This window comes from Miltoncostaea oceani (assembly GCF_018141545.1).
GTDB lineage: Bacteria > Actinomycetota > Thermoleophilia > Miltoncostaeales > Miltoncostaeaceae > Miltoncostaea > Miltoncostaea oceani.
Window position 1 is genome coordinate 735,966 of record NZ_CP064357.1, and the last position, 12,781, is coordinate 748,746.

Sequence of the window (12,781 nt, forward strand, 5' to 3'; positions counted from 1 at the left end):
TCAGTCCTTCGGCGCGGTTGACGCTGATGAGAGTAGGACCGCGCCGCACTGACACACCGGGTTTGGTGATCTCGGTGTGAAAGCCGGTGCCGGGCGCGCTCTGACAAGGCGAAAGTCGGCAGGAAGCGGGATGGCTACCGCATCCTCGCCCTCATATGTCAGCGCACGAGCCGAAGACGCCCCCCGGCGCGGTGAGCGGCCTGGTCGGGCGTCGCGGTCCGGTGCGCGACGTCGAGGCCCAGGACGCCGCGCCGCTCCTCGACACGACCGAGAACGCCCCGCAGCGGCTGATCGACCCGAACCTCCTCACCGACGAGCTCGATGAGGCAGACCTCGAGGGTGCCCCGGCAGCGGCGGCGCAGTCCACCCGATCGCGTCCGAGCTCGGCACCGCCCGCGACCCAGGCCACCGCCGTCCCGCCTCCGGCCCCGGCCGCCCCTTCGCCGCCGCGGCCCTCCACGCCCCCTGCCGCGCCCGCACCCCCCGTCAGCTCCGGCGAGCCGGGCGGCAGCGAGCTGCGCCGGCGTCGTTCGCGCTCGGCACCGCCGGGGTCGGACGCCCAGGCGCCCGCACCTCCCCCCGCTCCCGTTCCGCCCAGTCCTGTTCCGCCGGCGGGTGATCCCTGGAGCGAGGTCGGCGACCAGTTCGACAGCGTCACCGGCGCCCGTGAGGCGATCACGCCCGAGGACGAGGGCGATCTCGGCTGGGCGCTCGGCGACGAGGAGGAGGCCCAGACCGCAGAGGTCCCGGACGAGATCTCGGTGTCCGGCGTCTTCGACGACGAGTCATGGATCGACGCGCCGCCCGACCTCGCCTACCCGGCGCGGGCAGACGCAGCAGAGGCGGATCTTCCGGCGCGCAGTGCCGCGCAGCCGCCCGCGCGCGATCACGAGGAGTACTTCCCGGAGGAGGCCGGCCGCGAGTCGGATCCCCCGGGGTTCGCCCTCAGCGACTACCTCGCCCGCCTCGCCGCGGATGAGGACGAGGACCCCATCTCCGGGGCGCCTCCGATCATCAGCACCGAGCAGCCCTCGCCCCGCAAGCGTCGTGGAGAGGCCGTGGACGCACGGCCGCCCGCGCCGCCCGCCGGACGGGACATCTCCCCGCCGAGGGAGGACGCTGGCCCCTGGGCCGGGCAGGACCTCTCCGAGCCCGAGCCCGTCGACGGCCCCGGCTACCCCAGGGACGACTCCGCCGCCTCCGAGGGCGAGGAGCCGGCCGCCAAGAAGAGCCGCCGCCCGGGCAAGGGCGCCCGGGCCGCCGCCCTGCGCCGGGTCCGCGCGTCACGCCGCGGCGCCCAGCCGACGGCCGACGTCGACGCGTCCGACTTCTGGGACGACACGCCCGGTGGTCCCGCCCCGCAGCCCGACGGGCCTGAAGAGCAGAGCATGGGCGTCGAGGGGCTCCGGGGTCTCGGCGGCCCTCCGGGCGACGGTGCCCAGGAGTCGAAGCTGGCGGTCTCCGCCTCACGGGGCGTGTTCGGCGGGCACCCCGCTCTCAGCCTGATCAGTCCGAACCTCACGCCCCACGAGGACGAGCTCAACGACGCGCTGACCGCCTTCAGCCTTCTCGATCCGGGGATGGTCGGCTTCATCCGCGTGGACTTCCGGGCCTACCCGGAGTTCAAGGGCATCTCGCGGGCCTACGTCCAGGCGCTTCGCACCGGGCAGAACCCCGAGCCCCAGAAGAGCGGCGGCCGTCTGGTCTTCGGCTCGCTGATCTGGGTCCTGAAGACGCTCAAGTACTACGCCAACCAGGACGGCTCCCGGGGCATGCCGCCCCCGCGCGCCCCTTGGATGCGCGCCCCGGTGGTCGTCCTGTCAGCGAAGGACATGACCGATGAGACGCGCCAGGCGATCCGCGACGCCGAGCGCAAGTCGCAGGCGGTCTCCCACTACGAGACGATGCTCAGCATCGGCGTGGTCGGCCCCTCGAGTGAGAGGGCTGAGCTCGAGCGGATCCGGCTGAGCGTCGAGAGCGGCTTCGACGTCTACTCGACGCCGCACCAGCGTCTGGTCTGGGCGGAGCGCAACGGCCTCGACGCCCTGATCGGCTTCATGCCTCCCGACCAGGAGCGCCTGCTGGTGCTCGCCGCGGACGAGCTCGCCGAGCTCGCGCGGGTCCCCGACGCACTGACACGTCCCCAGGGCGTGATCATCGATCGCGCGCGGATCAAGCCCCTGCCGCCGACCAACCCGGTGGTCATCAAGAACCCCCTCGATCCCGACGGCGGGAAGATCCCGCTGGGCGTCGTCAACCGCGGCACGGACGACGAAAAGGTCATCGGAATGCGCAATTCCGAGCTCGACCAGCACCTGTTCATGGCGGGCAGAACGGGGACGGGCAAAAGTGTGGCAATTGATACAATGTGCCCGACGCGAGATGGATACAAGCAGATGGGAGACATCGAGGTCGGAGATTTCGTCTTCGATGAGAAGGGCCAGCAGTGCCGTGTCACCCACGCCTGGCCGATCAGGTATGACCGCCCGTGCTACGAGATCGTCTTCAACGACGGCACCACTATCGTCGCCGACGAGGACCACAACTGGCTGACCGAGACATGGGCGGCACGTAAGTCGGCCTCAGAGGCGAAAGGCCGGGACACGAGGTCCGCCGCCCCGGCGCCGGCCTGGCTCGCGGCGGTCGAAGCCCTCGACCCCGAGGGACCCCCGATGACCAAGGCCGAGGTCGACGCCCTCGGGGTAACGAAGAGCGCCATCCACCAGATGAAGTACGCCGGCACGCTGACACCGTGCGGGAAGACCGACGTCGTCCTGACCCGCGTCTATGACGGGGTTGAGAAGATCTCCACGCGCAAGGCGGACGTCTACAGCCGCCCTGAGCTCATCGCCGCGCTCCGCGAGCGCGCCCTCGGCCCCGGCCGGGATCAGTCCCACAAGCGCGAGCGGGCCAGCGTCAAGACGACCAAGGAGATCATCGAGACCCTGAACGCGACCTACGACGGCCGCCCCAACCACTCGATCGACCTCGCCGGCGCCGCGGACTACCCCGAGGCAGACTTGCCGATCGGGAGCTACACCCTCGGTGCCTTCCTCGGAGACGGGACGTCGCTTTGTTCGACCATGACGAGCATGGACCCCGAGGTCAGGGAGAACATCGCGGCAGAGGGACACCTCACGTCGGATCGCGCGCCGTCCGGAGGAGGCTGCCCCCAGTTCGGCATCCTCGGCATCCGGCCGGCGCTCCGCGCACTCTCGCTGGACACGACCGGCTCCAAGCACATCCCGGACATCTACAAGTTCTCGAGCATCGAGCAGCGTTGGGCACTTCTCGAGGGCCTGATGGACACCGACGGCTCGGCGGACAAGCGCGGGGTGCTTGAGTACTACTCGACCAAGAAGCGCCTGGCCGAGGACGTCCTCGAGCTCGTCGCCTCCCTCGGCCTGCTCGGTCGCATCCGCTCCAAGCGGGCCATGCTGAACGGCCAGGACTATGGCGAGACCTACACGGTCTCGTTCTCGTCCCCGCGCCCGGTCTTCCGGATCCCGCGTAAGCGTGAGCGCCAGAGCACCGTCGGCCGGATCACCAACCGGCTGATCGTGGACGTGCGCCCTGTGCCCTCGGTCCCTGTCCGCTGCATCGCGGTGGACTCCCCGAGCCACCTGTTCCTGATCGGCCGCTCGTATGTCCCCACCCACAACTCGGTGGCGATGCAGTGGCTCGTCCACGGGGCGATCAAGGCCAACTACCCCGTGGTCGTGGTGGACCCCCACGGCGCCCTCGGTGACGACATCGTCCGCAACACGATCCTCTACGCCCCGGAACGCCTCGAGGACCTGGTGATCGTCGACTTCAGCGACGAGATGTGGCCGGTCGCCCTGAACCCGCTCGACATCACGCACAAGGACCAGGTGGAGCCGACCGTGGGGTCGGTGAAGGAGATGCTGGCCCGGCAGATGTCCCTCTCCGGGGACTCGGCGCCTCGAGCGGTGAACTTCGCGACCCAGGCCCTCTCGGTGATGACCGAGGCGAACCTCTACACGAGCGACCCGGACACCAAGCTGACGCTCCTCCATGTCCCCCGGTTCTTCGCTGACTCCGAGTTCCGCCAGCTCCTGATGAACTTCTGCTCGAACCCCTCGACACGGGAGTCCTTCGACCCAGAGCAGGGGCTCTTCGAGCAGCTCTCGGACAAGCAGCGGATCGAGTACTCGGCGCCGATCATCCGCGCCTTCCAGCCCCTCTCGAACTCACGCTCGTTCGCCAACGTGTTCGCCTCGGGTCAGAACCGCCTCGACTTCAACCGCCTCGTCGGCGAGGGGAAGATTATCATCCTCAAGCTGTCGCACTTCGGCGGCCAGGGTGAGCTCGCGAGCTTCGTCGGCTCGCTCTCGATCCCCTACCTCCTGCAGGGCATGAACAGCTGGGGTCGCACAAAGGACCCGGACACCGGTGAGTACCGCGGCCGGGGGTTGCGCCTGTTCATCGATGAGGCGCCGACGGTCTGTGGCCCGAACTCCTCGGCGGTCACGATCCTCGCCCAGGCCCGTAAGTGGGACCTCGGACTGATCGCCGCGTGCCAGTTCCCCCGTCAGCTGGACCGCTCGGTCGAGGAGGAGTTCTACGCCAACACGGCCTCGAAGATCTGCCTCGCGCTCGACCCGCAGGGTGTCGGCGGCATGGCCCGCTCGCTCGCCGGCGACTCGGGGCTGATCACCTCCAACGACGTGGTCGCCCTCCCCAACTACGCCGCCTACCAGAACATCCTCCTGTCCTCCGAGGACGGCTCCAAGTACACCTCCGGCGTCTTCGCGGTCCAGACCCTCCCCCCGATGGACGTGGTGGCCGGCCGCACCGAGCCGTTCGGCGAGAAGGAGAAGAAGATCCTCGAGCAGGTGCGCGAGCGGTCGCGCGCGCTCATCTGCAACCCCCGCGATGTGATCGAGGCCAAGCGCAACCGCGACGTCGAGGACATCCGGAGCGCCCTCGTCCAGGCGCTCGCCGACCGCGCCGGCGATCTCCCCGGTGCCCAACGAGCGGCGGAGCCCCAGAAGATCACGGCGCTCGACCTGGACGACGACGACATGATCGGCGGCAGTGACTGGTTGTCGGAGCTCAGCTGACCTCTCTCAGCTGAGTCCTCGCCCCGGGGCCTGATCGCCCGTCGACGGCGACCGCGGCCAGCGATTGGGGGCGGCGGGAATGCCGGGGTGTCGCGACGCCGGCGAGCTGCCAAGCGTGCGCGAACAGCACCCGGCTCGGATAGGATCCGGCTCGCGTACTTGCCTTCCAGGGATTGGCGGGGGTGTGGTGTCAGCGGGACGCTCATCCACTCGGATTTCGGGGGTCGCAGCATCCCTGGTCGCCATGACGGCACTGGGCGGGCTGCCGGGAGCGGCTGCGGCCGCGCTCAGCCCTGTCCCGGAGGGCCCCTACGGCGCGGTCGAGCGGATCGTGCCTGCCGAGGACGCGCCCCGGATCCTCATGGTCGCTCGGACCGGATTCGACGGGGAGGACCCGGGCCGGCAGGAGCGGCACCACCTGTGGGCCGCCAACGACGACGGCTCGAACCCCGTACGCCTCACCGGTCCCGCAGGCACGGGGGACATCATCCCCATCGGGATCACACCAGACGGGGCCAGGGTCGCCTGGGCTGAGAGGGCTCCTGAGCCGAAGTCCCCGTTGCTCTATTACAGGGGCACTACCGATGGTGCTGTGAAGGAGCTGATCGGTCGCGGTTCCTCGTTCCCGTCCGCATCCCTCGAGACGGCCGGCACGGCCTCTCTGTCGGACGACGGGGCGATCGTGGCGCTCGCCCGCGCGCGCGCCGGGACACAGGGCCGCGCGAGGACCCCGAGCACCTCGGTCCGGCTGGTCGTCGCGCCGTGGGGCTCCTCGACGTTCCGGACCACACGGCGCTTCAGTCTCCTTGCCTCCACGAACGAGTACCCCTCCGCGGACGGGCGGGTCAACTGCCTCGTGCTCCGGAGCGCCGGCGGCCTGCGACTCGCGACCGTGGGACCGGATCCCTTGCGGGTCGTGGTCGGGCCGCCTCGTAGGACGCGACTGGGCAACACGACCATCTGCCTGACGTCCAACGATGGAACAACGGCGGTCGCTCTCACCGATCGCGCGGGACGTGCTCACCTGCTTCGACGAACGGGAGGCAGGAACTCGGAGTTCGCGCTGCCGCGCTTCTCCCGCAATGGAGCTTCGCTGGTCGGCCTCTCCCCGACGGGGCGCCACGCCCTGGTCAGCGTCCGGACAGATGTGCCGGACACGAGCGGAGGCGCCGACCAGCTGGTCGAGATCGTCGACCTCCAGACCCGCCGTGCCCGCATCATTCGGCTGCCGTTCGACGCGGTGGACAGTCCGACTGCGCTGTCGGACGACGGCAGGTACGCGGTGTATGTCATCCGCACGCCGAGCCGATCGGTCCTCTGGGTCGTCCGGCTGAGCAGCGGGCAGATCACCAAGATCCCGCTGGAGGCAGGGCACTCGGGCACCGGTGTCGCATTCACCCCCGATTCATCACGCATCGTCCTGTCCTCGTCGAGCGTCACCTCACAGAAGACGATCTCAGTCGATGTGCGGGGCGCGGCGCCCGTCATCCTCATCGCGCGCACGGGCACGGTGACCTACGTCCGAACGAACGACGGATCTCGAGCCTGGGCTCTCTACGCGCCGCCCTTCAGCTCGGGCCCAGCCGCCTTCCGGGTCCCGTTCTGGACTCTGGCCACCGCTGAGATCGGACGACTCCCCGTCGTCCCCTGATGCAGGGCTGCGGCCCGGCAGGGTCGCAAGGCAGCCGGATCGAAGTACCCGGTGCGATGTCAGCTGCCGCGGGAGTCCGTCCAGGCCCTACCTGAGGGGTCATCGGCCCTCACGCCCACTCGCCGGGTAGGCGGGCTGGGCTCCGTCGGGGTGCGTCCGTGGGCCACCCGTCAGCCCCTGGCGCCATAAACGGGAACGCCGGCGATCGACCGTCCTACGGTGGATGGGTCATGGGCCGCGGACAACGCCACTCCCCGCGCGCGGGCGCCGTCGTTGACGGATCACGCCCCGGGCCCCCGCCCAGCAAGCTGACGCTCCAGGGAGGTCGGCTCTGCTTCCAGCGCCTCGGTCACCTGAACGCGCCCCGCGCCCGTGATGTGCGCCGGCGGAGCATCCGCACTCCCCCGGAGCGCCGCGGCCTCTGGGCCTTCCCGTTCGGCTTCATGGACCTCTTCTTCGCCTACCACAAGTTCGATGAGGTCGTGCCCCGGCACCTGCGAGACGCCGTCATCAAGGCGGCCGACCCCGAGGTCGCCCCCGGCCTCTGGAAGGAGCGCGAGCACTGGATCAACAGCAAGGGCGCCCGGGCGCTGCCGCTCAAGACCTTCTGGCAGGGCGGCGACCTTTACACGCGCCTTGACCGGACGGGCGAGCCTCTCGAGCACGGGGATGAGTGGATGCGCATGAGCGTCAGCGAGTTCGCCCATGCCGCCCGCCGTCACCTCGCGAGCTCCGAGGGCCTGGGCTACATGACCGAGGACTATTTCGGGACGATCCGGGTCAGCGCCGACTGCCTCGAGGTCTTCCTCCCGCTTCGCCGCCACACCTGAGGCGCGGGCTCCTCGTCCGGCCCGTCGCTCCCGGGCGCCGGACGTCAGTGAAACCGGGCTGGGAGAGCGCGAATCGCGTCCCTGAACAGGCTGGCGCGAAAGTCTGGCGCGCTGGCAAACGACCGCTAGCTTTGTCAGCGAACCCAGAGAACGCGAGGAAACGCAGTGGGCAACGGCCTTATCGGGAAGATCATCTCAGCATTCGTCGGTCTGGTGATCATCTACTTCATCCTGATGTACCCCGACAAGATCATCGACCTGCTCCAGCTGTTCCTCGACGCCGCTCACCGGTTCGCCGAGGCACTCGGCGGTGTGGACACACACAGCCAGGACGTCTCGAAGTAGCACCCGGACCACCACCCCACCCCCAAAAGGAGACCCGAACACCGATGTCCACTCGCAACCTCAACGCTCAGGTCGGCCTGCAGCTGCGGTTGCTCGATCGCCTGGCCGACTCGGACAGCGGTGTGAGCAACTCCTCGACACGCCGCCGCCTCACCCTTGCCAGCGCCGGTGGTGCCGGCGCGCTCCTGCTCGCCCCCGCCCTCGCCGCCGCTCAGGCGCCGGCCGCTCCGGGCGGCGCCACCGGCGGCTGTAGCGCCGGTGGCGCGAGCACCGACGGCCTCACCAAGCTGATCCAGCAGGGCGCCAACTTCCTGATCATCATCGGCGGCGCCTTCGCGGTGCTGATGTTCGCCATCGGCGGCTTCATGATCATGGGCCTCGGCGGCACCCGCAAGTCGAAGAAGGGCATGGACATCGTGAAGAACGCCCTGATCGGTCTCGCCATCATGGTCGCCGGCCTCTTCGTCCGCGAGGTGCTCGTGAAGTTCATCGCCGGCGCCACGGGCGCGGGCAAGAACTCCGCGGACTGCCTGAACAACGACGTCTTCGGCAACCCGAACCGCCCCTAGCCCGACGGGCGTGATCTGAATCGAGGGGCCTCGACCACCCGGTCGGGGCCCCTCGTCGTACCGGGGGGCATCTGATCGCGGTGTCCATTCGATCGGACCGTCGTGTAGCTGCGAGGGCGGCCGGCCCGCAGAGCGCCACTCCTCTTTCGGATTCTGGAATCCGGGATGTCCGCGGTGGGTGCGGCGGGAGCATCCACTGAACGTGTGAGCGCACGATCCTCACAGTCCGGCGCGACGCTCACCTACCCTCGCTCGCGCCGATGCCATCACCGCTCCCCCGCCTCGGCCGCCCGTGGCCTCGGCCTGTCCGCTACCTCCTGGCTCTCCTGGGTGGCGCCGGCCTTGTCGCCCTCGCCCTGGGCCTCGGGTGGATCGACTTCTCATCGGCCGCGCGCACCGCCCGGCAGATGGCCGGCCTGGATCCGTGGTTCGCCGCCGGTGTCGTACTCCTGTTCACCTGCGCCGGGGCGCTCCGGGGCCTTGTCTTCTGGCTGGTGCTCCGGTCCAGCGGATCTGGGATCCGCCTTCGCCGGGTGCTCCTGGCCCAGGGTGTCGGCTCCACCGCGGGGGCGGGCCTTCCCGGCCCGGTAACGGACTCCCTGAGGGTCTTCCTGATCCGCGACGAGCACACGCCCATCCCGCAGATCGTCGGGGCGCTCGGGCTCCAGAAGGTCCTCGAGGCCCTCTGCGGGTTCTTCTTCATCGGGGCGCTCGCGCCGATGCTCCCGCTGCCCTCCGGGCTTGCCCACCTCAGCTGGTTCCCGGTCGTCCTGCTGGGCGCCGGCCTCCTCGCGGCTTTGGTCGCCCGCCGCGGCTGGTCGCCCGCTCCCCGCTCGGGCCGCATCGCCCTGAGACTACGGAGGGTCGCGACCGAGCTGATGACCGGCGCTCACGCACTTCGCTCGGCCCGGACCGTCGTCGGCCTCTGCCTGATCGAGCTCATGGCGATCTTCCTGAACGTCCTCGGGCTCTGGCTCCTGCTGAACGCCTTCTGGTCGACCGGACCGGCGCTGGCGCTCTGTGTCTTCCTCCTGGTGAAGGTCAGCTCCCTCGTGCCGACGATCGGTGGACTCGGCACCCGGGAGGCGGCCCTCATCCCGGTCATCTCCAGCGTCCTCGCCGCGGGACTGTCGGATGCCCTGGCCTTCTCGCTGAGCATCCATGTCGCCGGCCTGATGTCCGGGGTGGTCCTGGTCCTCGCCCTCACGCCGCTCCTTGCCGGCTCCGCCGCGCGCGCTTCGCTCAGAACCCGCATCTGAGCGGGATCTGCGTCTGCCGCAGGTTTGCCAGCAAACAGACAGCGGAGAGCCGCAGGGGCGCATGCCGACCTGTGGCAAATCGCATTCGGTCTGCTCTGACATTGCCGCACCTGCGCATGCGAGAAAGCAGCAGTGGGGGTGCGTCACACTTACCTTTGATGGGTGCCTGCTCCCGATACGCGCATCGATCTGCGCAGATTCCAGCTCCTCCCCGACGACGAGAGATCAGGTCGCGTGCGACCACTCTCCGCCCGCCTGTCAGTGGGCAAGTGGAGGGAGCACGCTGAGGCCGCGGCCATCATCGATGACAAGGTGCGCGTCCACGGGGAAGGCGTCGACACGATCGTCCGTGCCCTCCTGCTCTACGCCAACTTCCAGGAGATCGTCGCCCGCGCCGAAGCCGGCGAGGAGATCGCCCCTGAAGAGCAGCTGATCCTCGATGCCGGCATGGCCGGCGAGAGCGCCGCCCCGGCATCGCGCGCGCCGGCCACGCGCCGGAGCTCCCGATGAGCGGGACGCGCCTGATGATGACCGGCCAGATGGGCAGCGGCAAGACCAGCGCCGCCGCGCGCCTGGAGACCCGCTACGGAGCCAAGATCTGGGTCCGCACGGAGAGCATGAAGCGCCTCAGCCACGCGCTCGCCGATCAGGTGGGCGACGTCGAGGCTCTCCTGACCTCCCTGCTGCCCGATAAGTCCGAGCGCCACCAGGCTCGCGACTCCCTGCTGCGCTACATCAGCGCCTACGAGCCGGAGTCCGGAAAGAAGCGCCGGCTCTACCAGGACGTCACCCAGATCGTCATGGACGTCGACCCGCTCGCGTTCGAGCGCGAGCTCTACGTCCGGATCCTCGAGGCGGAGCGCGACAGCAGCGTCTTCTCCCTGGTCGAGGACGTGCGCAGCGTCGCTGCGTATGAGTTCTTCCACTCCCATGGCTACCCGAGCCTGCGGATCCAGGCGAGCGAGACGGTCCGCCGCTCCCGGATGCTCGCCCGCGACGAATACCTGCCGGCGCCTGAGACCTTCTCGCATTCCTCGGAGACCGCGCTCGATGCGATCGCGCACGACCACACACTCGTGAACGACGGCAGCGACGTCGGCGCCTTCTACCAGCGCCTCGACGAGTTCGTTGAGCAAGAGCTCGGCATCCAGCCGGTCCCTTACGCCACAACCGGCGTAACCCCTCCGAGTGCGACCGACGAAAGGAACTCGTAGATCTCCGTGCCGACAGCCACCTCACGCCGCACCCAGTACACCGAGGACCAGAAGGCCATCGTCCGCGCCAAGTACCCCCAGTGCCGGACGGTCGCCGACAAGGAGCGCCTGGCGGAGGAGGTGGGCGTCACGTCGGTCCACAAGCTCTACAACCTGGCCTCCCGCCTGGGTGTAACCCGCAGCAACGACGAGTGGGCGCGCCGGCCGGATGAGATCATCGAGGCGGCGGCGAACGACCCGATCCTCAGCCCCAAGCGCCTCGCCGCGCGGGATCCGTTCTTCGAGACGAGCTTCGACGCCGACTCGGATGACTTCCTTCGTCGGAACTTCGGGCGCCAGACGATCGAGAAGATCGCCTTCCACCTCGACAAGACCGTGTCGGCGATGCTCTACCGGGCCCGCCACCTCGGCCTTCGCAAGCCGAACAAGTACTGGGAGGGCGATCAGGTCTCGGCGTGGCTCTGCCTCGATGAGGAGGACTGGACCGCACTCGCCGATCAGGGCCTCGTCCGGCATCAGCTGACCGACCGCAACGGCCGGGTCAAGATGAGCGTGATCGCGACGATCGCCATCGCCCGCTGGCTGGTGCGGGGCAACCGATGGCAGCGGCTGGTCGCCGAGCGCGGCGCCGACGAGTTCTTCTGCCGCGAGATCATCGAGTCGGTCGCCGACCTCCAGCAGCGCCAGACCAGCTGGGAGCCCTGCTCCCACCTGTCCGCCAGCCACACCTGCCAGAACAGCTACGCCGCGACGAGCTTCAGCCTCTTCTGCGCCGACAACGACCGCTACATGGCCGGCTGCGACCCCAAGTGCGGCGTCCGCCAGCTGCGCCCAGAGGACCTGCGCCCCGAGTCCTGAGGTCCGGCAGGTCACTCTGTCGCACCGAGATGGAGTGACGGCGCCAGGAGAACGCTCCGGCCCGTCGTGCGCGGGGGCAGCATCGGAAGCGAACCCAGGACCGCTCTGTCCCCCCGAGGGGCACGCGCGGATGATCGTGAGAGCACGTGCCCACACTCTCTGCGGAAAGGCCCGCCCGCGCGGCGGCTCGCGCTGAACCACTGAACGCCACCCAGGTGAGCTATCTGCGCGCCCATCTGGGACGCCAGCGGGTCGAGGCGATCGCCGAGCATCTCGGGCTTGATGTGCACCTGCTGATCCATCAGGCGCGGATCCTCGGCATCCGGCGTCCCGTGCGCCTCTGGCCCGCGGAGCTGGTCGAAGCGGGTCTGCGGCTGCCGCGTGGCGGCTGGCCCCAGGTCGAGGCCGAGGGGATCGACCGCTTCCGGATCACCGACCGCCAGGGCGCCCTCGTGGCGGACCTGGTCTCGAGTACCTCCCTCGCGCGCTGGCTCGAGGACCGGAACGCTGAACACCTGGAGGCGGAGGGGAGGATCAACCCTTGGTTCCGGCGGGAGATCATGGAGTCGATGGCGGACCTGCAGCGCCGCCTGACCCACTGGGAGGGCTGTCGCTTCCTCTCCCCCGGCCACGTCTGCGAGAGCCCGCTCTCCAATTCTCACGGGTGCTTCTGCACCGACAACGGCCAGCACGCCGCCGGCGCCGACCCGAAGTGCCTGGTCCGTCACCTGTCGGTCCACGAGACGATCGATCAGGCCCGCAGGGGCGCAGAGCGTGGACGGGGTCGCCCACCCGCCTAGAGGGCACCTGGGTCCGCTGGAGATCACGGGCGCCGTGGCGTCCGTGGAGGAATGGACGATTGGATTGCGACAGCTCGAGCTCGGACCCGCAGAGCGGGAGATGCTGCGCCTCGTCGCCGAGGCCCAGGATCTCACCCATCGCGCCTGGCCCGGCTGATCCTCTGGCAACAG

The 12,781-nt window shown here is 69.5% G+C and carries 11 protein-coding genes; all 11 read left to right on the forward strand.

Annotated features, from left to right (window positions below; translation table 11 throughout):
* The first annotated feature begins 155 nt into the window (after positions 1-155).
* The 11 genes from IU369_RS22540 to IU369_RS22590 all read left to right on the forward strand — a co-directional run bounded on the left by IU369_RS22540 (position 156) and on the right by IU369_RS22590 (position 12,767).
* Positions 156-5,084, forward strand: a complete 4,929-nt coding sequence (locus tag IU369_RS22540) for an LAGLIDADG family homing endonuclease (protein ID WP_217924683.1) — start codon at positions 156-158, stop codon at positions 5,082-5,084.
* 244 nt (positions 5,085-5,328) lie between these two features.
* Positions 5,329-6,735, forward strand: coding sequence for a hypothetical protein (locus IU369_RS22545; protein ID WP_217924684.1), 1,407 nt, complete (start codon positions 5,329-5,331; stop codon positions 6,733-6,735).
* Positions 6,736-6,965: 230 nt separating this feature from the next.
* On the forward strand, positions 6,966-7,565 hold the full coding sequence (locus IU369_RS22550; RefSeq protein WP_217924685.1) for a hypothetical protein: 600 nt from the start codon (positions 6,966-6,968) through the stop codon (positions 7,563-7,565).
* A gap of 165 nt (positions 7,566-7,730) precedes the next feature.
* Positions 7,731-7,910, forward strand: a complete 180-nt coding sequence (locus tag IU369_RS22555) for a hypothetical protein (protein ID WP_217924686.1) — start codon at positions 7,731-7,733, stop codon at positions 7,908-7,910.
* Positions 7,911-7,954: 44 nt separating this feature from the next.
* Positions 7,955-8,479 carry a pilin gene (locus tag IU369_RS22560; RefSeq protein WP_217924687.1) on the forward strand — a complete coding sequence of 175 codons (525 nt, stop codon included), beginning with the start codon at positions 7,955-7,957 and terminating at the stop codon, positions 8,477-8,479.
* A gap of 260 nt (positions 8,480-8,739) precedes the next feature.
* Positions 8,740-9,738, forward strand: coding sequence for a lysylphosphatidylglycerol synthase domain-containing protein (locus IU369_RS22565; protein WP_217924688.1), 999 nt, complete (start codon positions 8,740-8,742; stop codon positions 9,736-9,738).
* 234 nt (positions 9,739-9,972) lie between these two features.
* Complete coding sequence (locus IU369_RS22570) at positions 9,973-10,248, forward strand: hypothetical protein (RefSeq protein ID WP_217924689.1); 276 nt, start codon at positions 9,973-9,975, stop codon at positions 10,246-10,248.
* Complete coding sequence (locus IU369_RS22575; RefSeq protein ID WP_217924690.1) at positions 10,245-10,952, forward strand: hypothetical protein; 708 nt, start codon at positions 10,245-10,247, stop codon at positions 10,950-10,952. The genes IU369_RS22570 and IU369_RS22575 overlap by 4 nt, the downstream gene beginning before the upstream one ends.
* 6 nt (positions 10,953-10,958) lie before the next feature.
* The gene (locus tag IU369_RS22580; protein ID WP_217924691.1) at positions 10,959-11,810 is read left to right on the forward strand and encodes a hypothetical protein; all 852 of its coding nucleotides are present in this window, start codon (positions 10,959-10,961) and stop codon (positions 11,808-11,810) included.
* A 215-nt stretch (positions 11,811-12,025) separates the two neighbouring features.
* Complete coding sequence (locus tag IU369_RS22585) at positions 12,026-12,610, forward strand: hypothetical protein (protein ID WP_217924692.1); 585 nt, start codon at positions 12,026-12,028, stop codon at positions 12,608-12,610.
* Positions 12,585-12,767 (forward strand): hypothetical protein, encoded by a 183-nt coding sequence (locus tag IU369_RS22590; protein ID WP_217924693.1) that lies wholly within the window; start codon positions 12,585-12,587, stop codon positions 12,765-12,767. Before IU369_RS22585 ends, IU369_RS22590 begins: the two co-directional genes overlap by 26 nt.
* Positions 12,768-12,781 lie beyond the last annotated feature (14 nt).